This is a genomic window from Pseudomonas sp. IzPS59 (assembly GCF_014863505.1).
In the GTDB taxonomy this organism is placed as follows: domain Bacteria; phylum Pseudomonadota; class Gammaproteobacteria; order Pseudomonadales; family Pseudomonadaceae; genus Aquipseudomonas; species Aquipseudomonas kribbensis.
The window spans coordinates 1,519,850-1,541,857 of sequence record NZ_CP062251.1; the positions used below are offsets into that span (position 1 = coordinate 1,519,850).

Below are 22,008 nucleotides of genomic sequence, written 5' to 3' on the forward strand. Positions count from 1 at the left end.
CTTGGCAGGTTCATCCCCAGAGCCCTCACCATGTTCAAAGGCCTGTCCCTGTTTCTGCTGTTGATCAGCTTCACGGTTCAGGCCGAACAATGGCCGGGTGAGCAGTGGCCGACCGGTCCGAAAATCGCCGGCCAGGCCGTCGAGGCACTGGAGGCCTACGCCTTCCCGACCCGCGATGACAACACCCGCAAAGGCATCCGCACCGATGCGTTGCTGGTGATCCGCGACGGCCAGCTCATCTACGAACGCTACGCCGCTGCAACCACCGCCGACACCCCACACCTGACCTGGTCGATCAGCAAAAGCCTGATGGCCACGGTGTTTGGCGTGGCCTACGGCGAAGGCTTGTTCAAGCTCGATGATCCGGCGGCGAAGTTTTACCCGGTGCTGGAAAAACACCCGGCCATCAAAATCCAGGATCTGCTGCACTGGGCCTCGGGCATCGACTGGCAGGAAGACTACGAATATGCCCCGCTGAAATCCTCGGTGGTGGCGATGCTCTACACCCGTGGTCATCGCGACATGGCCGCCTTCACTGCCGATCACGACAGCTACGCGCCAGCGGGTCAGGCGTTCCGCTATTCCAGCGGCGACAGCAATCTGTTGGCAGCGGCGCTGAAAACCATCGTCGGCCCGCAGCGCTATCCGGACTATCCATGGACAGCGCTTTTCGATCCGCTGGGCATCCGCCACGCCACCTGGGAAACCGATGCCACGAGCACTTTTGTCGCGTCTTCCTATGCCTATCTGACCGCCCGGGATCTGGCGCGAATCGGCCTGCTGATGGAACGGGACGGACGCTGGAACGACCGGCAGTTGTTGCCCAAGGATTGGGTTGCCTTCAATCGACAACCCTTCGCCGGCTACAAGGCCCATCAGGACGAAGCCGTGCCCGGCGGCCACTGGTGGCTCAATCGCCCGGCGGACGGCGCCGCTTCGCCGTGGCCCGACGCACCGCCCGACACCTTCGCCGCCCTCGGCCATTGGGGCCAGGCGCTGTACGTGATCCCGAGCGAAAAACTGGTGATCGTGCGCTACGGCGATGACCGCGACGGCAGCTATCGCCACAACGAATTGCTCAAGCGTGTGCTCGCGGCGGTGCGACCATGAAACTGTTCAGACGCATCCTGCTGGTGTTGCTGGTCGTGCTGCTGGGCTGGGGCTGGCATGAACGGGAAAATCTGTGGGCCTTCCCCGACATCATCAGTGCCTATACCGCCAAGGAATACTGCTCGTGCCGCTACGTGATGAACAACGACGCCGAGTATTGCCGAGGCTACGTCAAGCAGTGGTTGCCCAGCGAATTGACCGATGACAGCACGCAAAAACTCGTCAGCGCCAGTGGCATGGGCCGTAGCAACAGCGCCCAATGGCAGGGCGAACGTCAGGGCTGTCGCCTCAAGCCCTGATCCGAAAATGAACTACCGGTTTGCATCCCGGCTTCAGGCAGTTAAGGTTCGTGCAGGTTTATCGGCCCCACGAGTCTTCAATGTTCAACCGTTCTCTGTGCAACGCCTTCGCCGGCCTGCTGCTGGGCGCCGCTGCGCTGCCGGCCCAGGCCAACTGGTATCTGGACGGCGAGTCATCGCGGCTGTCGTTCGTCAGCACGAAAAACGCCAATATTTCCGAGGTGCAGCGCTTTCTGGTGTTGCACGGCAAGGTCGATCCCGATGGCCGCGCCGAAGTCGAGGTCGAGCTGGACTCGATCAACAGCGGCATACCGCTGCGCGACGAGCGCATGCGCAAGGAGCTGTTCCAGATCGAGCAATTCCCCGAGGCGACCATCACCACGCAAATCGACCTGCGCCCGATCAATGACCTGGCCCCCGGCGCGCAGCTTGAATTGCGCCTGCCGCTGACCGTCAACCTGCACGGCAAACAGCACGAATACCCTGCCGAACTGCTCGCCACGCGTCTCGATGACCGACGCTTTCAAGTGGTGACCCTGGAGCCGCTGGTGATCAGCGCTGAGGATTTCGATCTGCTGCCGGGCCTGGAAAACCTGCGAAAAATGGCCGGCCTGTCGGCCATCAGTCTGTCGGTGCCGGTGGGTGCGGTGCTGATCTTCACGGCGCGCTGACATGCGTGGCGCAGTGTTCCCGTGGCGGGACGGCAATCGCTTCGAACTGTTGATCGACGGTCCGCAATTTTTCCCGCGCATGCTGGAGGAAATCGCCGCCGCTCGTGAGCAGATCGAACTGGAGCTGTATCTGGTGGAGGCCGGCGCCTGCGCCGAAACCGTGATTCAGGCGCTGGTGCTGGCGGCCGAGCGGGGCGTGCGGGTGCGTTGCCTGTTCGATGATTACGGCAGTCTCGCGCTCACTCTGACCCTGCGTCAGCGCCTGACCCTCGCCGGGGTCGAGCTGCGTTTCTACAATCGCTTGAGCTGGCGGCGCTGGGTCGGCAATTTCTATCGCGATCACCGCAAACTGTTGCTGGTCGACCAGCGTCTGGCGGTGGTCGGCGGCACCGGGCTCACCGACGAGTTCTGGCAGCCGGGCCACGACACCAGCGAATGGCACGAAGTGATGGTGCACATCACCGGCCCCCTGGTGCTCGACTGGCAGTTGCTGTTTGACCGCCAATGGATCGCCAACCGCCATCGTCGCGCCTGGAAGCCTCACGCGAATTTCGGCCTGCCGCGATTGCCGCGTGTACCTGACACGGGCGAGGGCATGGGCCGCGTGGCCTATGCCGATGCCCGCCAGCATCGCGACATTCTGCAATCGCTGTTCCGTGCCCTGAACAGCGGCCAGAAACGCATCTGGCTGGCCACGCCGTACTTCCTGCCGACCTGGAAAATCCGCCGCTCCCTGCGCAAGGCCGCCGCCCGTGGCCTCGACGTGCGCCTATTGTTGACCGGGCCGCGCACCGATCATCCGTCGGTGCGCTACGCCGGGCATCGCTACTATCCGCGCCTGCTCAAAGCCGGGGTGAAGATCTTCGAATACCAGCCGTGTTTCCTGCACCTGAAAATGGTGCTGGTGGACGATTGGGTGAGCATCGGTTCGTGCAACTTCGACCACTGGAATCTGCGCTTCAATCTTGAGGCGAATCTGGAGGCGCTGGATCCGTCACTGACGGCAGCGGTGGTGGCGAGTTTCGAGAAGGACTTCGGCCTGAGTCAGCAGGTGAGTCTGGAGGAATGGCAGCGTCGGCCGTTGTGGCGGCGAGTGAAGCAGCGGGTGTGGGGCTGGGTGGATCGGGTGGTGGTCAATCTGCTGGATAGACGCGGATAGTCGCCAACTCCCGATTGATCGTTCCCACGCGGAGCATGGGAACGATCGGAGCGGAGAGAGGATTACAGCAACTCAAAGCTCTGCTGCGTCACATCCTGGGAGTCCAGGCCGATCTGCACGTTGAACTTGCCAGGTTCTGCCGCGTACTTGAGCTGGGCGTTGTAGAACTTCAGGTCATCTTCGCTGATGGTGAAGTGCACGACCTTCTGCTCGCCGGCCTTGAGCATGATCTTCTGGAAGTTCTTCAGCTCCTTGACCGGACGGATCATCGAACCGGTGACGTCCTGGATGTACAGCTGCACCACAGTTTCGCCGTCACGCTTGCCGGTGTTTTTCACCGTGACACTGGCGTCGAGCTTGCCGGTGGCGTTCAGGGTGGTCGACGACAGCGCCATGTCGCTCAGGGCGAAATCGGTGTAGCTCAGGCCGAAACCGAACGGGAACAGCGGCCCGGTGGTGTCATCGAAATACTGCGAGGTGTAGTTACCCGGTTTGCCAGGCGTGAACGGCCGGCCAATGCTCAGGTGGTTGTAGTAGGTCGGGATCTGGCCCACGGAACGCGGGAAGGTCACCGGCAGTTTGCCCGACGGGTTGTAGTCGCCGAACAGCACGTCGGCAATGGCGTTGCCGCCCTCGGTGCCGCTGAACCAGGTTTCCAGGATCGCGTCAGCCTGTTCTTTTTCCTGAAGGATCGTCAGCGGACGGCCGTTCATCAGCACCAGCACCAACGGCTTGCCGGTGGCTTTCAGGGCGCGGATCAGCTCACGCTGGTTTTCCGGGATGTTCAGGTCGGTACGGCTCGACGACTCGTGGGACATGCCACGGGACTCGCCCACGGCCGCCACCACAATGTCGGCGTCCTTCGCGGCTTTTACCGCCTCGTCGATCAACACATTGGCCGGGCGCGGGTCATCGACCACTTCCGGCGCATCGAAGTTGAGGAAGTTCAGGTAATCGAGGACTTTCTTGTCGCTGGTAATGTTAGCGCCACGGGCGTAGATCAGGTTCGACTTGTCGCCGATCACGTTGCTCATGCCGTCGAACAGGGTCACCGATTGCGCCGGACGGCCGGCGGCGGCCCAACTGCCCATCATGTCGATCGGGGCCTTGGCCAGCGGGCCGACCAGGGCGACTTTGGCGGTCTTCTTCAGTGGCAGGGTTTCGTTCTGGTTCTTCAGCAGCACCAGGCTGCGACGCGCCACTTCGCGGGCTTCGGCGCGGTGCAGGCGGCTGTCGGCGTAGGTGTCCGCCGGATCGTCTTCTGCCTTGCCGATGCGCAGGTACGGATCCTTGAACAGGCCCATGTCGTACTTGGCGGCGAGGACTTCACGTACGGCGTTGTCGATGTCTTTCTGTTCGATTTCGCCGGACTTGAGCAGCCCCGGCAGCTCTTTGCCGTACAGGGTGTCGTTCATGCTCATGTCGATGCCGGCCTTGATCGCCAGCTTCGCCGCTTCGCGACCGTCGGCGGCCACACCGTGCTTGATCAGCTCGAAGATCGCGCCGTGGTCGCTGACTGCCAGACCCTTGAAGCCCCATTCCTTGCGCAACAGGTCGTTCATCAGCCAGGTGTTGGCGGTGGCCGGGATGCCGTTGATCGAGTTCAGCGCGACCATCACGCCACCGGCGCCGGCATCGATCGCGGCGCGGTACGGCGGCAGGTAGTCCTGGTACATCTTCACCGGGCTCATGTCCACGGTGTTGTAGTCGCGACCACCCTCGACCGCGCCGTACAGGGCGAAGTGCTTGACGCTGGCCATGATGCTGTCGGCCGCGCTCGGTGTGTCGCCCTGATAGGCCTTGACCATGACTTTGGCGATGCGCGAGGTCAGGTAGGTGTCTTCACCGAAACCTTCGGAGCTGCGGCCCCAGCGCGGGTCGCGGGAAATGTCGACCATCGGCGCGAAGGTGATGTCGAGGCTGTCGGACGCCGCCTCTTTGGCGGCGATGCGCCCGGACTGGCCGATGGCGTCCATGTCCCAGCTCGATGCCAGGGCCAGGGGAATCGGGAAAATCGTACGGTGACCGTGGATCACGTCGTACGCGAAAAACATCGGGATCTTCAGGCGGCTGCGCATGGCAGCGTCCTGCATCGGACGGTTTTCCGGGCGGGTGATCGAGTTGAACGTGCCACCGATGTTGCCGGCGGCGATCTCTTTGCGGATCAGCTCGCGGGGCATTTCCGGGCCGATGCTGATCAGGCGCAACTGGCCGATCTTCTCGTCGAGGGTCATTTGTTTCATCAGGTTACTGATGAACGCGTCCTTGTTTTCCAGAGGTACCGGGGTCGTGGCGGCCAGTACCTGATGACTGGCCAGGCTGACGAACAGGCCCAGCAAACACAGCTTCTTCATGAATAGTTTTCTCAAGGGCCTAAACGGCGTTACAACGCCGGCCAGCCAAAATTTAGGGAGCGACTATTGTTGTTCGGGTGCTGATTCAAAAAACGACAGCCGAATGTACGTCGACAGTTTCGGCGACGTGATCGCGCAGGGCCTCTTTTTAGCCCATCGGCCCGCTGCAATCCAGTGGCGCGGGCGATTATGCCCCAAGAGCCGGTCCAGAAGGTTTCACGCGTGATCATTCATGAAATGTGCAAGGGAGCTCCCGAACGATGAATGTCAGTCCTGTCTACCGCTCGCGTTTGCAGGTCGCCACCTTGCTGGTGCTGGCCGCGTTGTTGACCGCTTGCGGCATCAATAACATTCCCACCCTGGATGAACAGGCCAAGGCCGCCTGGGGACAGGTGCAGAACCAGTACCAACGGCGTGCCGACCTGATTCCCAACCTGGTGGAAACCGTGAAGGGCTATGCCAAGCATGAAGAGGCCACGCTGACGGCGGTGGTCGAGGCCCGGGCCAAGGCGACGTCGATCCAGGTTGATGCCAGCACCCTCGACAACCCGGAAAAGCTCAAGCAGTTCCAGCAGGCCCAGGATCAGCTGACCGGTGCCTTGAGCCGGTTGATGGTGGTGTCCGAACGTTATCCGGACCTGAAGGCCAACCAGAACTTCCTCGCCCTGCAATCGCAACTTGAAGGCACGGAAAACCGCATCGCCGTGGCTCGCCGGGATTTCATTCTGGCGGTGCAGAAGTACAACACCGAGATCCGCACCTTCCCCGGTCGCCTGTGGCACAGCGTGATGTACAGCGACTTGCCGATCCGCGAGACCTTCGAAGCCACCAGCCTCGGCGCGGACAAGGCCCCGGAAGTGAAGTTCTGAGCCGGTGATGCCCATGCGCGTGTTGAAGATGGGCCTGGTGCTGATGCTGTGGCTGTTCGCCGTCAGCGCCCGGGCCGAGTTGACCTTCCCGGCGCTGACAGGGCGGGTGGTGGACGATGCGCAGATGATCGAGCCGGCGGTGCGCGCGCAGTTGAGCCAGCAGTTGCAGGCCCATGAGCAGGCGACCGGCGAGCAGATGGTGGTCGTGACGTTGCCGAACCTGCAAGGCGCCACCATCGAGGACTACGGCGTCGAACTCGGCCGGCACTGGGGCATCGGCCAGAAGGACAAGAACAACGGCGCCTTGCTGATCGTCGCCCGGGACGAGCGCAAGTTGCGCATCGAAGTCGGCTATGGGCTGGAGGATCGCCTGACCGATGCCCAGAGTTCGGTGATCATCCATCAGGTCATCACACCGGCGTTCAAGGCCGGCAATTACAGCAAGGGCATCAGCGACGGTGTGGCGGCGATGCTGGTGGTGCTGGGCGGCAATCCGCTGGACGAGCCTTCCACGGTGTACGAATCGTCCGGCGATCCTTCGGACGACTTTGTCTCGCGGCATCCGGGAATTTTCGTATTTCTGGTGATGTTGTTCATCCTGACTGTTTTTGTCTGCCAGATGCTCGGTATCCTTCCCGCCGGCCGTGGTGGCTCCGGAGGAGGGGGCGGCTTCGGTGGCGGTGGTTTTGGCGGCGGCGGTGGAGGCGGGGGCTTCAGCGGCGGCGGTGGCAGTTTCGGCGGGGGCGGTTCCTCCGGCGGCTGGTGATAACAATAATGAGCAGGCACTTTACGACATGGCATTACTGACTGAACACGAACAACGCAAGGTCGCCGAGGCCATCGCCCGGGTCGAGCGCGACACCGACGCCGAACTGGTGACGGTGCTCGCGGCCCGCGCCGATGACTACGCGTACATTCCGTTGCTGTGGGCCAGCCTGCTGGCGCTGGTGGTGCCGGGCGTCCTGCATTACCTGACCGGTTGGCTGACGATGCATAGCCTGTTGCTGGTGCAATGGATCAGTTTTGTCGTGCTGTGCCTGGTGTTCCGTCTGCCCAGGATCACCACCCATCTGATCCCGCGTCACGTCCGGCACTGGCGCGCCTCGAACCTGGCGCGGCGGCAGTTTCTCGAACAGAACCTGCATCACACGGTGGGCAGCACCGGCATGCTGATCTTTGTCTGCGAGGCGGAGCGGTACGTGGAGATTCTGGTAGACGAAGGGATATCCAGACGGCTGGACGACAAGAGCTGGGACGCGATTGTCGCGGCGTTTACCGAGCAGGTGCGCCAGGGCCAGACGTTGCAGGGGTTCGTGACCTGCATCGAGGCGTGCGGCGAATTGCTCAAGGTGCATGTGCCGGTGACGCAGGTGCGCAACGAATTGCCCAATCGCCTGGTGGTGCTGGGATAAGCCGTTCGGGAAATTAGCCGTGCCCTCGAACGCCATCCCCCCTAAACTAGCGGCCATTCCCGATTTGCCCGTCCGAGGCCGTTTTCTGCATGTCTGCCACCGCCGTTTCCACCCCCGATCACCACACCCGGTTCATCGAGCTGCTGCAAACCAGCCTCGAACAGAACGGCTTCATCAAACTGGTGCTGGCCAAGTACGTCGGCGAAGAAGCGGACCTGCAGCGGATCACCATCAAACCGGTGACGGTCAAGGCGCAGCCGAACCTGTCGTTCGTGTATCGCTACAAGACCCGCGACATCACCAAGAACCTGCCGTTGGACGAGGCGGTGGCGACGATCGCCGAGCTGCTGCCGACAGCGTTCAAAAATGCGCATTTGCTCACATTGACCGACGAAGCCCAGCTCGAATACAGCAAAAAGGGCAAGAGCTCGCTGTTCATGAGCAAGCCCCAGCAATTGCGTGAAGTGCCGTCCGCCGAGCACAACCGCGAGAAAAACCGCTTCCTCGAGTTGAGCCGTCCGTTCCTCAAGGATCTGGGCGTGACCAATGCGCAACACGAGCTGATCCCGGCGATGTCGCGCAAGTGGAAGCAGATCAACAAGTTCATCGAAGTCTTCAGCCATGCCCTGACGTCCTCGCCGCTGGCTCTGGACAAACCGGTGCGGGTGGCGGATTTCGGTTCGGGCAAGGGTTACCTGACGTTCGCCATTCATGACTATCTGCGCAACACCCTGAAGGCCGAGGGCGAAGTCACCGGCGTTGAATTGCGCGAAGAGATGGTCAACCTGTGCAACACCGCCGCACAGAAACTCGACCACCCGGGGCTGGTGTTCAAGTGCGGTGATGTGCGCAGCGTGGCGCCGAGCGAGCTGGAAGTGATGATCGCTTTGCATGCCTGCGATATCGCCACCGACTACGCGATCCACACCGGCATCCGTTCTGGCGCCTCGATCATCATGTGCTCGCCGTGCTGCCACAAACAGATTCGCCTGCAGATCCAGAGCCCGGCGCTGCTCAAGCCGATGCTGCAATACGGTCTGCATCTGGGCCAGCAGGCGGAAATGGTCACCGACAGTCTGCGTGCGCTGTTCCTCGAAGCCTGCGGTTACGAAACCAAAGTGTTCGAGTTCATCTCGCTGGAGCACACCAACAAGAACAAGATGATCCTCGCCGTGAAGCGCGCCGAGCCGGTGGACCCGGCCCAGTTGCTGGTGAAGATTCAGGAACTCAAGGCGTTCTACCAGATCAGCGAGCACTGCCTGGAAACCCTGCTGCTCGCCGATGGATTGCTGCCGCTCAAGGCTTGAGCTGAACCCCGGCCGGTAAGGTGCCCGGTTGAGCCGGGCGCACTGCGGTCTTGCGCCCGAGCATCACCGTCGCGATCACCCCGCAGGCGAACAGCCAGGTGATCGGTTCCACATGTTCGCCGAAGAACAGCGCGGAAAAGGCGATGGTGAAGAAAATCTGCAACAGCTGGATCTGACTGACCCGGGCAATGCCGCCCATGGCCAGCCCGGCGTACCAGGCGAAGAACCCCAGGAACTGCGAAAACAGCGCGACGTAACCAAAAGCCCACCAGGTCTTCGTCGACACCGCGCCCTGATGCTGGATCGCCAGGTACAGCACCGGGCCGATCAGCAACGGCGTCGACAGCACCAGCGCCCAGCAGATCACCTGCCAACCGCCCATTTCCCGTGCCAGGCGTCCGCCCTCGGCATAACCCAGACCGCCCACCGCAATCGCACCCAGCATCAGCAAATCACCGGCCTGAATGCTGCCGGCGCCGGTGTACAACGCATAACCCAACACCAACGCACTGCCCAACGCGGCGCAGGCCCAGAAGGCTTTTGATGGTCGTTCATGGGACAGCCACGCGGCATACAGCGCCACGCACAGCGGCTGCAAACCGTTGACCAGCGCGCCGTGGGATGCCGGCAAGGTCTGCATGGCCCACGCCGACAGCACCGGGAAACCGAGAATCACCCCGGCGATCACCAGGCTCAGGCCTTTGACCTGCTGCCGGGTCGGCCACTTTTCCCGGCGCCACAACAGCAGCAACGCCGCCGGAATTGCCGCGAACAATGCGCGGCCCAGACCGTTGAGAAGCGGGTGCAGCTCCTGCACCACGATGCGGGTGAAGGGCAAGGTAAGGCTGAAAATCACCACGCCGAGCAGGCCGAGGGCCATGCCGGTGTTTTCGCGCGAAGACATTTTGGCAACCAGATTCGAAAGTGGCAGGGAGGTGCATTCATCTAGCCACAAACCATGGCAACCGGGCTGTTACAGCTGAGCGCAGACTTATCCATACAGTTTGCGAACGCCATCGCGGTCCTTGGACTACTTTGAATACTCCTGTGCATTCACCAGAGGAGTCCTGTCCATGGCCGCGAAAAAGATTCTGATGCTGGTCGGCGATTACGTCGAAGACTACGAAGTGATGGTGCCGTTCCAGGCCCTGCAAATGGTCGGGCACACCGTGCACGCCGTGTGCCCCGATAAAGCCGCCGGCAAAACCGTGCGCACCGCGATTCATGATTTTGAAGGCGACCAGACTTACAGCGAAAAGCCCGGTCACCAGTTCGCCCTGAACTTCGATTTCGCCAAGGTCGACGCCAAGGACTATGACGCGCTGCTGGTGCCCGGTGGTCGTGCGCCGGAATACCTGCGGCTGAATGAAAAAGTCCTGGAATTGGTGCGAGCCTTCGACAAGGCCGGCAAGCCGATTGCTGCCGTCTGTCACGGCGCACAACTGCTGGCGGCGGCGGGGATTCTCGAAGGCCGCGAGTGCAGCGCCTATCCGGCCTGCGCCCCGGAAGTACGCCTGGCCGGCGGCACTTACATCGATATCCCGGTCACGGACGGCCATGTCCAGGGCAATCTGGCCACCGCTCCAGCGTGGCCGGCGCACCCGAAATGGCTGGCCGGGTTCCTGGGTTTGCTCGGGACTAAAATCACCCTGTGACCCATCGATAAGGAGACGCAGCATGTCCGGATGGTATGAATTGAGCAAAAGCAGCAACGGCCAGTTCAGGTTCGTGCTGAAAGCGGCGAATGCCGAAACCATTCTGACCAGCGAGTTGTACACCTCTCACAGTGCCGCCGAAAACGGTATCGCGGCGGTGCAGGGCAACAGTCCGCTGGATGAGCGCTACGAGAAGAAAACGACGAAGGACGGGCATCCCTATTTCAACCTCAAGGCGGCCAATCACCAGATCATCGGTAGCAGCGAGTCCTATTCGTCGGAAGCGGCGTGCGCCAAAGGCATCGCCGCTGTGAAGGCCAATGGACCGACCAAGGTGATCAAGGACAAAACCCTGCCGGTACTTTGAATCCAGCACAAAACCCTGTGGGAGCGAGCTTGGTCCCACAGGTTTTTTTGTGTTGCGTGAAATCAGCGCAGGGTTTTGAGAATGGCCTGCAACTGAGTGCGCCCGGCCTCACTCAACGGGGACACCGGCAGGCGTGGATCACCGACTTCCAGCCCGGTGTCACGCAGTCCGGCCTTGATCGTCGCCGGCAAACCACCCTTGAGGATGAAATCCAGCAGCGGCAACTGGCGGTAGAACAGCTCCCGCGCCTTGCCCAGATTTCCCGCCAGCGTGGCTTCGTACAGATCCAGGTTGAGTTGCGGAATCAGGTTCGGTGCCGCCGTGCACCAGCCCTTGGCTCCGGCCGCGAAGGCTTCCAGCGCCAGCGGGTTGCAGCCGTTGTAGAACGGCACCCGGCCTTCGCCGAGCAGTTGCAGCTTGTGCATGCGCTGGATGTCGCCGGTGCTCTCCTTGACCATGGTCACGTTTTCCACGCCGTTGACGATGCGCAGAATCAGTTCCACCGACATGTCGGTGCCGCTGGTGGCCGGGTTGTTGTAGAGCATGATCGGTACGCCGATGCTGTCACCGATGGCGCGGTAATGGGCGAGGATTTCTGCTTCGGTGAGCTTCCAGTAGGACGCCGGCAGCACCATCACCACGTCGGCGCCGTGGGCTTCGGCGAAACGTGCGCGACGCACGGCGTTGGCGGTGGTCAGGTCGGACACGCTGACCACGGTCGGCACCCGTTTGGCCACGTGCTTGATGCTGAATTCGGCGACCTGATCCCACTCCGCATCGCTCAGGTAGGCGCCTTCGCCGGTGCTGCCCAGTGGCGCGATGGCGTGGACGCCGCCGGCGATCAGGCGGTCGATCGAACGGCCGAGGGCCGGCAGATCAAGACCTTTGCCGTTGGCGCCGAACGGGGTGATGGTGTAGCCGATGATGCCGTGAATGTTGGACATGAGAGTGCTCCGCAAGGATAGGGTATTCAGTTCAGGCAATCGGCGTGCTGGCGCAGGTTCTGCCGGGCGTAGTAGTTGAAGGCAGCGGCGTGGCGTTTGGGTTTCGAGACCCAGTCATGGGCCTCGCGACCCAGTTCGGGAATGATCGGTTTGATCGTCCCGGCGGCCATGGCCAGCAATTGCAGTTTGGCGGCGCGCTCGATCAATTGCGCGATGACACAGGCTTCCTCGATGGTCGTGCCGGTGGACAGCTGACCATGGTGGGAAAGCAGGATCGCCCGTTTATCGCCCAACGCCCCGGCAATCAGTTCGCCTTCTTCGTTACCCACCGGAACGCCTGGCCAGCCTTCAAGGAACGCGCAGTCGTCGTACAGCGGGCACAGGTCCATGTGGGAAATCTGCAACGGTACTTCCAGCATCGACAGCGCGGCAATGTGCGTCGGGTGGGTGTGGATGATGCAGTTCACATCCGGCCGGGCGCGGTACACCCAACTGTGGAAACGGTTGGCCGGGTTGGCCATGCCGTGACCTTCGAGCACTTCCAGGTCTTCGTTGACCAGCAGCAGGTTGCTCGCGGTGATTTCATCGAACCCCAGCCCCAGTTGCTGCGTGTAGTAAGTGCCCGGCTGCGGGCCACGGGCGGTAATCTGTCCGGCGAGGCCCGAATCGTGGCCGTTTTCGAAGAGGATCCGGCAGGTCAGGGCCAGCTTTTGCCGGTCCGTCCACGTATTATCCGCCAGGCTTTTTTGCATCTGGGTCAGCGCTTGCTTGACCAGTTGGTCTTTGGGTAGTGCTAATGTCTTCGCCATATCCGTGTCCTGTGGTGGTTGCCATGGATGACACTTAAGAGGCTATATGACACTTTGTGTCATTGGCAAGGACAAATCGTCTTTCCTTTGCTGGAATAATCGCTTCGCATGTCTATCCGTTTGAAATTATTGAGAAAAAAACTTGGCGTAACCCTTGAGGCGCTGGCCGAGAAATCCGGCATGACCAAGAGTTATCTGTCGAAAGTCGAACGCGGGTTGAACACGCCTTCGATTGCCGCCGCGTTGAAACTGGCGAAAGCGCTGAACGTGAAGGTCGAGGAGCTGTTCTCCGAAGACAACGTCAGCCTTGACAGCTACAGCCTGGTGCGCAGCCACGAACGCCAGTCACTGGCGGCCAACGATCACAGCCCCGGTTACGCGGTGCTGGCCCATCAGGTCAGCGAGCGCAGCCTGCTGCCGTTCATCATCTATCCGCCGACTGAATTCACCGACAAGACCTTCAAGGAGCATTTGGGCGAGGAGTTTTTGTTCGTCCATGAAGGCCGGGTCGAAGTCGACTTCATGAACGAACGGGTACTGCTGGAGCGGGGCGACGCGCTGCACTTCAATGCGCAGAAACCGCACCGGATCCGCTCGGTGGGCGAGGAGCAGGCACAACTGCTGGTGGTGGTGCACAGCAGCGAAGAGTGATCAGACCTCGACCGGCACCGACAGCTTCGGATTCCCCAGCGCGTGGCTCTTGGAATCAAAGAACCGCAACTCGGCGCCCGTGCCCTCGAACACCTTCGCGTAATGCCGCTTCTGGTGCTGGATGAACGCCGCGCTGCGCGGGTAGATCGAGATCGCCACGGTTTTCGGTTTCGCCAGCCGCAGGGCACGCACGATGTGGCTGTCCTGCTCGCCCAGGGCGTGGCCGAAGATGCACAGACTGTCGCCGTGCGCGAGTAGCTGGTCGTAGCAGAACGACAGATAATCGGAGCTGCGGATGGTCTTGAGCTTGTCCGCGCTCGGACCTTCGTTGACGAACAGCGGCACATCGTCGAGGGTCTTGAGGGTGTTGTTGATCGCAAAACTGCCAAGCAGCGTGCCTTCGGTCGCGGTCAGTTTACGGGCGCTGCCGTCCTGGTTGCGCACCAGATGCAGACCGCCGTGCAGGTACAGCAGACGCGGTTTTTCAGTGTGGCTTTCGCACAGGTCGAAGCTGGCGTCGGTGCCGTTGAACAGATCGTCGATGGCCTCGCCCTGATGTTGCAGGGCCCAGTAGTTGAGCAGGTCGTAATTGGTGGTGAACACCGTGCGATAACTGGCCAGTTCGCGGTTCAGGATCGTCAGGGTCGACGCTTCGACCAGTCGCCACGGAATGTGCAAATCGTGGACGGCGTTGATCAGCGCCTCCTTGATCGCGTAATAGCGATTGCGCGGCGCGGCGGAGCTGACGGCCAGTGCCTTGTTGACCCGGCTGGTGGTTTTCAGCGCGCCGAGCACCTGCTCGAAACTGCGCGTCTGCAGGGCGTCGAACACGCTCAGTTCCGACGGGCTCAGGGGTTTTTCTTCCACCGTGCGCGCGTTTTCGAACAGCGAGTCGTAGCCGAAATCGTCCCACACCGCGCGGCTGGCGCCGTTGCCCACCAGCAGACCACTGAAGTCGGTGGTGGCGCGCAACGCGTTCCAGTCTTCGAGGGTGGCGTCGACATCCAGAAAATCGGTCATTGCAGGGCACGTCTCAAAACAAGGGGCAGATGGGCGGCGACTTTATCACGAGCGGGCATTGAGCCAGATCAACATCCGCCGTGACCGATCGGTCGATCCTGTATGCATCCGCCGGATCGCAGGAGTCGATCCGGCCCCTGTCAGGAGACGCGCCATGAGCAGCACCTTTTTCATTCCCGCCGTAAACATCATGGGCAGCGGCTGCCTCGACGAAGCCATGAATGCCATCCGCAACTACGGTTTTCGCAAGGCGCTGATCGTTACCGACGCAGGCCTGGCCAAGGCTGGCGTGGCGACGATGATCGCCGAGAAACTGGCGATGCAGGACATCGATTCGGTGATCTTCGACGGCGCCAAACCCAATCCGAGCATCGCCAATGTCGAGGCAGGGCTGGCGCTGCTCAAGGACAGCCGCTGTGATTTCGTGGTGTCCCTCGGCGGCGGTTCGCCCCATGACTGCGCCAAGGGCATCGCCCTGTGCGCGACCAACGGCGGGCAGATTCGCGACTACGAAGGAGTCGATCAATCGGCCAAGCCGCAACTGCCGCTGATCGCCATCAACACCACCGCCGGCACGGCCAGCGAGATGACCCGCTTCTGCATCATCACCGACGAAACCCGCCACGTAAAAATGGCCATCGTCGACCGTAATGTCACGCCGCTGCTGTCGGTCAACGACCCGGCGCTGATGGTCGCCATGCCGAAAAGCCTGACCGCCGCCACCGGCATGGACGCACTGACCCATGCGATCGAAGCCTACGTGTCCACGGCCGCCAACCCGATCACCGACGCCTGCGCGCTGAAGGCGATGACCCTGATCAGCAACAACCTGCGTCTGGCGGTACGCGACGGCAGCGATCTGGCGGCGCGGGAAAACATGGCGTATGCGCAGTTCCTCGCCGGTATGGCGTTCAACAATGCGTCCCTTGGCTACGTGCATGCGATGGCGCACCAGTTGGGCGGTTTTTACGATCTGCCTCACGGGGTGTGCAACGCGGTGTTGTTGCCCCATGTGCAGACGTTCAACGCGCTGGTCTGCGCCGATCGCCTCACCGATGTGGCCCACGCCATGGGCGCCGACATCCGTGGTTTCAGCCCGGAGGAGGGCGCAAAAGCTGCGATTGACGCAATCCGCTGTCTGGCCAAAGACGTCGACATCCCCGGCGGCTTGCGTGACCTAGGCGCCAAATGCACCGACATCCCTGTTCTTGCCGCCAATGCCCTGAAAGACGCCTGCGGTTTCACCAACCCGCGGGCGGCGGATCAGCGGCAGATCGAGGAAATTTTCCGCAGCGCGTTTTAAGCGCACTGGCGCTCGGGCGTGAACCTCGTGCAGAGCACCGCACCCGCCGCCAGAACGCAACACAGCAGCGACAGCGGCCACGCGTGTGGACCGGCCAGCAGGCTGGCCACCGCGCCGATCAACGCGGCCATCAATTGGTGGATGAAACCGCTCAGGGCCATCGCGTAAGCACCGGCAATCGGCGCGCCATCGTTGGCCCGTGACAGGCTGATCGGATAGTTCAGCGACTGGCCGAACACGGCGACGCAGTAAGGCAGCCAAAGCAGCCAGGCAACGGAGCTGGCCAACAGGCTGCCAGCCAGCATCACCCCGCTTCCGGCCATCACCAGGCCCACACCCAACGCCATCAACCGATGCTGACCGGTACGCAGCACAAAGCGATTGACCGCCAGCGCCCCCAGAAAATACGCCGCACTGATCGGCCAGCCCAGCAGTCCGTATTCGGTTGTCGACCAACCGAACGGGCCTTGCAGAATCAACGGCGCAGCGCTGTTGAACGCGATGATCACGCCATAACCCAGACCGCCCGCGAGCGCAGGCAGAAGAAACGCCCGATGGCTCAGGATCGTTTGGTAGACCGCCCAGGGCGACGCGGTTGTCGGGGCTTCGACGAGCTCCGGAAAGCTCAGGCGCGAGACAATCGCGGCCATCGACAGGCTGACCGCACCCAGCAGATAGAAGATCGCCTGCCAGCCCAGCGTCACCTGAATCAGCGAGCCGGCGTATTGGCCGATCCCGAGCGCGACAACGAACGAAATCGAAATCCACGACAACGCCTTCGCCAGCAGATCGCCCCGGAAACTGTCTCGGATCAGCACCCGCGCCATCACTGAAATACCGCTGGCGCCGATCCCTTGAAGCAGTCGCAGCAGAAGGAACGACTCCAGCGTCGAACCCAGCGGCAAAGCCAGATTTGCCAACCCATAAATCCCCAGCGCCGCCAGCAACACCGGTTTGCGCCCGATGCGTTGTGCAAGGCTGCCCCAGAGCAACATCGGCAATGCCATGCCGATCAGGTACAGCGACAAGCCCCAGGCCACCTGCGTTGCATCGACCTGCAAATGCCCGGCGATCTGCGGCAACGCCGGCAGGTAAATGCTCATGCCCAGTTGAGCGAGGAACACAGTGGAGCAGGTGATGAGCAGGATGAGTCCGGGGTTCATGAGTCGTCCGTGAAGGTTCAGCGGTCGCGATGGCCGCCGTAAGTCAGTAACAGTCCGGTGATCAAATCACAGAAGTGATGGATCAGTGTCGATTCCATGTCGGCACGCAGGGTCACGCGGATCGCGGCTTTACCTTGCGCCACCACCGGGAAGAACACGGCGCTGGTGAAAAAGCCGTGTTCGGCCAGTTCAACGGCGATTCGAGTGGCCAGGGCGGCCTCGCCGCAGTTGATCAAACGGATGGCCATGGGGCTGCCGTGCTGTTCGGTGCACAACAGGCTGTCGAACAGGCGAATATTGGCCTGGAGCCGAATCTGCAACGCGCGCAGCTCTGCACTGCGATGCAGCTGGATCGAGGCCAGGCCTGCACCGATGGCCGCGCAATTGAGGCTTTGCGACCAGTTGCTCGGCCCGCCGTAACGCTGGATCAGTTTCCGCTGCCGCTCATTGCCGAGCATCACCAGACCGCCGCTGGCCCCGAACGATTTGGCCAGTGACGCGACGATCAGACAGTCCTCATCCAGCGTCGGCATTCTTGGCCGTACCAGACCGGCGCCGTTACTGCCGACCGCCGACAACGCGTGGGAGTCATCGAGATAAAGAAACAGTCCGTAACGTTCTTTCAGATACAGCAGACCGTCCAGATTGGCCACGCCGCCCATGCTGTAGGCACCGTCGGCTATGTAGGCGACCGTTGTGTGGCGCTGGCACACCGACTCGAGAAAATCCATGTCGTTGTGGGGGCAGGTCAGCACGCGGGTTTCATCGGCGCAACTGGCCTTCAGGTGATTCATCGAATAATGGGCCAGGCGATCGAACACCATCACTGGTGGACGACCCTGGGTAAACACACCGCTGGCCAGCAGCGGCAGGATCCCCGCACTCGCGGCGCTGCAGGACAGAGTGCTCAGACACACGGCACCAAACAATTGCGACAGCTCGCTTTCGTATCGCTCGAGCAGCGCCAGTTTGCAGCGGTTTTTCGAATTGGCAACGCGCAGTGTGCCGGTTTCCCGTAACGCCGCGATGGCGCCTTCCAGCAGGGCGGGATGGTGATCGAGACCCAGATAGGACGTAGTGCAGAAGTGATGGAACCGGCGCCCGTGCTGATCGAGCAAATGGTTGCAGCCTTTGACTTCGACGTTTAGAGCGGCGATTTTTCCGGCTTCGGCGGCCTCCCAGTCGTGGTCGGCCAGCGCGATGACTTTGCGGTAGTTGGTGAAGGTGTGGGCGGTGGTATCGGGCAGATGGTTCAAAGCAGCTCTCCTTGAGCATGGCAATCCATGGGGTGTTTCAATTTGTGTGTGTTGCCAGACTTTACAGAGAGCGATGCGGGGTCAGAATCGGCCATATCCGATAGCGCTGAGGGCTGTTGGAGTTTTGCTTGTAGGGCGATACCTCGCAGGGTTGTAAGGCGGTGAAATGCCCGACAACCCTGGTAGTGAAGGGCTTACCTTTGCCCTGTTATCCAACGGCGGTGGCGCTCTTTTCCAGCGCCGGGGAAAACTGGATCAGCACCACGCCCGCCATCAGCAACACCGCGCCGAATACCCGGGGCAACGTGAGTTGCTTCTCCAGCAGCCCGAACATCCCGAAGTGATCCAGCACCATCGAAGCCAGCACCTGTCCGGCCAGTGCCAGCGCGACAAAGCCCGATGCCCCGAGTTTCGGCACCAGCATCACCGCCAGTGCCACAAAGCACACTCCGAACGCGCCACCGGCCCACATCCACAGCGGCGCCTTGCCGATGAATGCCAGCGATGGCAATGGCAAGCGCAGCGCGATAATCACCGGCAACAACACCAGCACGCTGACCAGCAATGACGCCAACGTCGCCCACAAGGGATGGCCCAACCCTCGGGCCAGATTGGTATTGATTGCACTTTGAAACGGGACGACAGCCCCGGCCACTGCCGCCAGTAGCAACAGACCGGCCCACTGCAACGTACTCATGATCGTTCTCCAGCAAAGGTTTTGCTGGACTCTAGGGTATTCGTCGCGCAGATTTAAATTCTGTTTTCTCATGCGGAACATGCATCAGATGAATGATCTTCGGCGCATCGATCTCAACCTGCTGGTGATCCTCGACGCTTTGCTCAGCGAGCAGCACGTCACCCGCGCTGCCGAGCGTCTGCACTTGAGCCAACCGGCGGTCAGCCATGCGCTGGCCCGATTGCGCGATTTGCTTGGTGATCCGCTGCTGGTGCGGGCCGGTTCGGGGCTGGTGCCTACCGCCCGGGCGCTGGAACTGGTTGCACCTCTGGCCGAAGCCCTGGCCCAGGTGCAATCGCTGCTGGCGCCGAACACCTTCGACCCGGCCAGCGCGCGTCGGACCTTTCGGCTTGCGATGTCGGATTACGGAGCGGCAATTATCCTGCCCGGCCTGATTCGCACGTTGCGCGCGGAGGCTCCGGGCATTGATCTGCAAATCAGCCATGCCAGTCGCGAAGGGATGGTCGAGGGGCTGCTCAACGGCGACATCGACCTGGCTGCCGGTGTGCTTCCGGAATTGCCCGGTGAGTTGTGCAGCACGTCGCTGTTCGAAGAACGTTATGTCTGCCTGCTGGATCGCCAGAGCCTTCCCGCCGAAGGTGTTCTCGACCTGCCAACCTACCTTTCCCGACCCCACGTTCTGCTGGAAATGCGCGGCAGCGGCACGCCGGAAATCGAACGTACCCTGACCGCCCTGCGCGAGCGCCGCCGAGTTGCCGTCAGCCTGCCGCACTGGAGCGTCGCGCCGCAGTTCATCAGTGGCACGGATCTGATCCTCACGGTGGCTTCGCGGGCGTTGAATGATATTGATGAGGAGGCGCTGATCGTCGTGCCGCCGCCGTTCGAGATCGCACCATTTACCTTTGTCTCGGCGTGGCACAAGCGGCGGGGTGGGGATCAGGCGTTGAACTGGTTGAATCGGCGGATCGGGGAGGGGATAGTGCGCGGCTGAAAAACATCAAGGAGTGGGGCGTGACAGTGAAGTCTGGGGTGATGGGGTGTCTGGCGCTTTGCGGGGCGTTGATGGCGGGGCAGGTGTTGGCTGATTGTGTGCCTGCGCCGGTGACCGGTGATTTGGATTTCTCCGTGTGCAAGGAGTGGCCGGCGTATCCGGGGCTGACTATTGGCGCCAAGGCTCTGTTCAAGCGCAAACCTACGCCGGGTGGCGTCGACTCGAACGGCATCTATGACTTCGACTTGTCAGTTTTTCAGGACGGCAAAACAGAGCCACTTGCTACCTATCACCAAGCCGCTGCGTTTGAGCAGAATGGTGTGGCGGTGTATGAGCTGACTCTTGATACTGCCCGTTACAAGCTCACTTCCGACCTTCGAGCGTTTGGTGTCCGAGTGCGGCTTTCAAACGGATCTCGCCTTACTCCGGTGGATGAAACTCAACTCTCGCTCTATGTGAAAGAGGGCGAAAAACTACGCCCGGTCCTGCGTCAGTTGGTTGTTTCTGAATATGGTGGCGAATGGGATGGCAATTGCGATAGCCAGCGCTTTGAGGTTTCGAGGACAGTCGAAATCGCTAAAACCAGCTCCCATGGTTATGCGGATTTGATCGTCAAAACCCAGCAAACAAATACGACCAGTGTGGGAGAAGGGGATGCCTGCGAAGATAAAACCAGTGTCAGCAGCCCTGAACTGACAACCCTTCGCTACGACGGAAAATCCTACGTCTTGCCTAAAGGTTTCCAGGCCATCGAGTGATACAGAACCAACGCGACTTTTATCAAGGAAGAACAATGCTCACCCCAACCCGACTTTTCATCGCCCTCGGTTTTCTGGCTATCACCACTCAGGCCCACGCCGCCTGTGAGGTCAAGAAACTCGACGGCCATTCCCTGTCACGCTGCAAAGTGTGGCCGGCCTTCCCGGACAAGGCGATCTCGGCGAAGTCCACATTCGTGTCCGACTCCGAAGGTGATCACGACGGCGTGTTCGATCTGGAGTTGTCGCTCCTCAACGCCGCGAATGCCAAGCCGTTGGCGACTTACGCCAAGCCTGGAGCCTACAACTCCGATGCCATCCGTTTCGAGGACCTGACCATCGACACGGCTCGCTACCGCCTGGCGTCCGACGTTCGCGCATTTGGCCTGCGCTCAAAGTTTGCCGATCAGCTTTCCCGGGCCAACCCCTACGCAAAAACCGATCTGGCGCTGTATGTGCGCGAAGGCAGCAAGTTGCGCCCGGTGCTGGAAGGTCTGGTTATTCGGAAGGAGTTTGGCGAGGGCACTGGTGAGTGCGATACCAAGGACACGAAAATCCTCAGGACTGTGGAAATCGGCCCGGCCAGCCATAACGGTTTCGCTGATCTGATCGTTTCCTCAAGTGGTGTGGTGTACACCTCGACCCAATCAGGCAAAGAGTGCGTTTCCAAAACCACCGACCTGAAAAACACCCAAATCACCCTGACCTACGACGGCAAGCAATACACCATCCCCGAAGACCTGCGAGGTTACTGACCGATGCTCACGGGCCTCAACCACCTGACCCTCGCCGTCAGCGACCTGGACCGCAGCCTGGCGTTTTACCGCGACGTCCTCAAGCTGCGAGTCGAGGCCACGTGGGACGCCGGTGCCTACCTGTCGCTCCCGGGCCTGTGGTTGTGCCTGTCCCTCGATGCGCAACGCCAACCCGAGCCCGCCGCCGACTACACCCACTACGCCTTCAGCCTCGGCGCTGCGGATTTCCCGCTGTTCGTGCAGCAGCTTCGTGCCGCGAACGTGCAGGAGTGGCGCGACAACCGCAGCGAAGGTGCGTCGTTCTACTTCCTCGACCCGGACGGTCACAAGCTCGAAGCCCATGTCGGCGATCTGGCCTCGCGACTGGCCGCGTGTCGGCAAAAGCCCTACGCGGGGATGCGTTTTTTCAACGAGTCGTGAATATTCACAAACCGCTGGGATAGACTGGCGGCCACGTT

Annotated in this window: 24 protein-coding genes; 16 read left to right on the plus strand and 8 right to left on the minus strand. The window is 61.4% G+C overall.

All coding sequences use genetic code 11. From position 1 onward, the window contains the following. Positions 1-30: 30 nt before the first annotated feature. From IF189_RS06765 to IF189_RS06780, 4 genes are all read left to right on the plus strand, one after another. Positions 31-1,110, plus strand: a complete 1,080-nt coding sequence (locus tag IF189_RS06765) for a serine hydrolase domain-containing protein (protein ID WP_134825746.1) — start codon at positions 31-33, stop codon at positions 1,108-1,110. Beyond that, the gene (locus IF189_RS06770; RefSeq protein WP_134825747.1) at positions 1,107-1,409 is read left to right on the plus strand and encodes an amidase; all 303 of its coding nucleotides are present in this window, start codon (positions 1,107-1,109) and stop codon (positions 1,407-1,409) included. The genes IF189_RS06765 and IF189_RS06770 overlap by 4 nt, the downstream gene beginning before the upstream one ends. Before the next feature lie 80 nt (positions 1,410-1,489). Next, entirely contained in the window at positions 1,490-2,080 is a 591-nt protein-coding gene (locus IF189_RS06775) for a YceI family protein (RefSeq protein WP_134825748.1), read from the plus strand. Position 2,081: 1 nt separating this feature from the next. Then, a complete protein-coding gene (locus tag IF189_RS06780) occupies positions 2,082-3,239 on the plus strand; it encodes a phospholipase D-like domain-containing protein (RefSeq protein WP_192553017.1) in 1,158 nt (385 codons plus the stop codon). Between the two features lie 62 nt (positions 3,240-3,301). Here the strand turns inward: IF189_RS06780 and bglX are convergent, their stop codons facing one another. After that, positions 3,302-5,593: a beta-glucosidase BglX gene (gene bglX / locus IF189_RS06785; protein WP_192553018.1), complete on the minus strand. Its 2,292-nt coding sequence runs from the start codon at positions 5,591-5,593 to the stop codon at positions 3,302-3,304. 260 nt (positions 5,594-5,853) lie between these two features. Between bglX and IF189_RS06790 the strand changes: the two genes are divergently transcribed. The 4 genes from IF189_RS06790 (at position 5,854) to IF189_RS06805 (ending at position 9,181) form a co-directional block, all read left to right on the plus strand. Beyond that, on the plus strand, positions 5,854-6,462 hold the full coding sequence (locus tag IF189_RS06790; protein ID WP_192553019.1) for a LemA family protein: 609 nt from the start codon (positions 5,854-5,856) through the stop codon (positions 6,460-6,462). Positions 6,463-6,475: 13 nt separating this feature from the next. Beyond that, on the plus strand, positions 6,476-7,228 hold the full coding sequence (locus IF189_RS06795) for a TPM domain-containing protein (RefSeq protein WP_192553020.1): 753 nt from the start codon (positions 6,476-6,478) through the stop codon (positions 7,226-7,228). A gap of 28 nt (positions 7,229-7,256) precedes the next feature. Beyond that, positions 7,257-7,874 carry a TPM domain-containing protein gene (locus IF189_RS06800; RefSeq protein WP_192553021.1) on the plus strand — a complete coding sequence of 206 codons (618 nt, stop codon included), beginning with the start codon at positions 7,257-7,259 and terminating at the stop codon, positions 7,872-7,874. 89 nt (positions 7,875-7,963) lie between these two features. Continuing rightward, complete coding sequence (locus IF189_RS06805; RefSeq protein WP_192553022.1) at positions 7,964-9,181, plus strand: class I SAM-dependent methyltransferase; 1,218 nt, start codon at positions 7,964-7,966, stop codon at positions 9,179-9,181. On the opposite strand, the gene IF189_RS06810 is transcribed toward IF189_RS06805, so the two are convergent. Continuing rightward, positions 9,171-10,085 carry a DMT family transporter gene (locus tag IF189_RS06810; protein WP_192553023.1) on the minus strand — a complete coding sequence of 305 codons (915 nt, stop codon included), beginning with the start codon at positions 10,083-10,085 and terminating at the stop codon, positions 9,171-9,173. The two genes, IF189_RS06805 and IF189_RS06810, sit on opposite strands and share 11 nt — an antisense overlap. Positions 10,086-10,254: 169 nt before the next feature. Here IF189_RS06810 and IF189_RS06815 point away from each other — a divergent pair, with 169 nt between their 5' ends. After that, complete coding sequence (locus IF189_RS06815) at positions 10,255-10,836, plus strand: DJ-1/PfpI family protein (protein WP_007957909.1); 582 nt, start codon at positions 10,255-10,257, stop codon at positions 10,834-10,836. Positions 10,837-10,858: 22 nt separating this feature from the next. Then, entirely contained in the window at positions 10,859-11,203 is a 345-nt protein-coding gene (locus tag IF189_RS06820; RefSeq protein ID WP_192553024.1) for a YegP family protein, read from the plus strand. 62 nt (positions 11,204-11,265) lie between these two features. On the opposite strand, the gene IF189_RS06825 is transcribed toward IF189_RS06820, so the two are convergent. Then, on the minus strand, positions 11,266-12,147 hold the full coding sequence (locus tag IF189_RS06825) for a dihydrodipicolinate synthase family protein (protein ID WP_134825757.1): 882 nt from the start codon (positions 12,145-12,147) through the stop codon (positions 11,266-11,268). A 26-nt stretch (positions 12,148-12,173) separates the two neighbouring features. Beyond that, the gene (locus tag IF189_RS06830; RefSeq protein ID WP_134825758.1) at positions 12,174-12,956 is read right to left on the minus strand and encodes an aldolase; all 783 of its coding nucleotides are present in this window, start codon (positions 12,954-12,956) and stop codon (positions 12,174-12,176) included. Positions 12,957-13,064: 108 nt separating this feature from the next. Between IF189_RS06830 and IF189_RS06835 the strand changes: the two genes are divergently transcribed. Further along, positions 13,065-13,607, plus strand: coding sequence for a helix-turn-helix domain-containing protein (locus IF189_RS06835; RefSeq protein ID WP_085710196.1), 543 nt, complete (start codon positions 13,065-13,067; stop codon positions 13,605-13,607). Here IF189_RS06835 and IF189_RS06840 read toward each other — a convergent pair whose 3' ends face one another. Beyond that, positions 13,608-14,627, minus strand: coding sequence for a DUF4917 family protein (locus tag IF189_RS06840; protein ID WP_192553025.1), 1,020 nt, complete (start codon positions 14,625-14,627; stop codon positions 13,608-13,610). Positions 14,628-14,781: 154 nt separating this feature from the next. Between IF189_RS06840 and yiaY the strand changes: the two genes are divergently transcribed. After that, positions 14,782-15,930 (plus strand): L-threonine dehydrogenase, encoded by a 1,149-nt coding sequence (yiaY, locus tag IF189_RS06845; RefSeq protein ID WP_114881759.1) that lies wholly within the window; start codon positions 14,782-14,784, stop codon positions 15,928-15,930. Here the strand turns inward: yiaY and IF189_RS06850 are convergent. From IF189_RS06850 to IF189_RS06860, 3 genes are all read right to left on the minus strand, one after another. Continuing rightward, a complete protein-coding gene (locus IF189_RS06850; protein ID WP_192553026.1) occupies positions 15,927-17,093 on the minus strand; it encodes an MFS transporter in 1,167 nt (388 codons plus the stop codon). The genes yiaY and IF189_RS06850 overlap by 4 nt on opposite strands. Before the next feature lie 17 nt (positions 17,094-17,110). After that, the gene (locus IF189_RS06855) at positions 17,111-18,340 is read right to left on the minus strand and encodes an aminotransferase class I/II-fold pyridoxal phosphate-dependent enzyme (protein WP_413038524.1); all 1,230 of its coding nucleotides are present in this window, start codon (positions 18,338-18,340) and stop codon (positions 17,111-17,113) included. 217 nt (positions 18,341-18,557) lie between these two features. Beyond that, on the minus strand, positions 18,558-19,046 hold the full coding sequence (locus tag IF189_RS06860; protein WP_192553028.1) for a DMT family transporter: 489 nt from the start codon (positions 19,044-19,046) through the stop codon (positions 18,558-18,560). Between the two features lie 79 nt (positions 19,047-19,125). On the opposite strand from IF189_RS06860, the gene IF189_RS06865 reads away from it, so the two are divergent. The 4 genes from IF189_RS06865 to fos are packed head-to-tail and all read left to right on the plus strand — an operon-like array spanning position 19,126 to position 21,970. After that, entirely contained in the window at positions 19,126-20,037 is a 912-nt protein-coding gene (locus tag IF189_RS06865) for a LysR family transcriptional regulator (protein WP_192553029.1), read from the plus strand. 20 nt (positions 20,038-20,057) lie between these two features. Then, on the plus strand, positions 20,058-20,795 hold the full coding sequence (locus tag IF189_RS06870) for a hypothetical protein (protein WP_192553030.1): 738 nt from the start codon (positions 20,058-20,060) through the stop codon (positions 20,793-20,795). Between the two features lie 35 nt (positions 20,796-20,830). After that, the gene (locus IF189_RS06875; RefSeq protein ID WP_192553031.1) at positions 20,831-21,550 is read left to right on the plus strand and encodes a hypothetical protein; all 720 of its coding nucleotides are present in this window, start codon (positions 20,831-20,833) and stop codon (positions 21,548-21,550) included. A 3-nt stretch (positions 21,551-21,553) separates the two neighbouring features. After that, the gene (gene fos / locus IF189_RS06880; RefSeq protein ID WP_192553032.1) at positions 21,554-21,970 is read left to right on the plus strand and encodes a fosfomycin resistance glutathione transferase; all 417 of its coding nucleotides are present in this window, start codon (positions 21,554-21,556) and stop codon (positions 21,968-21,970) included. Positions 21,971-22,008: the final 38 nt, after the last annotated feature.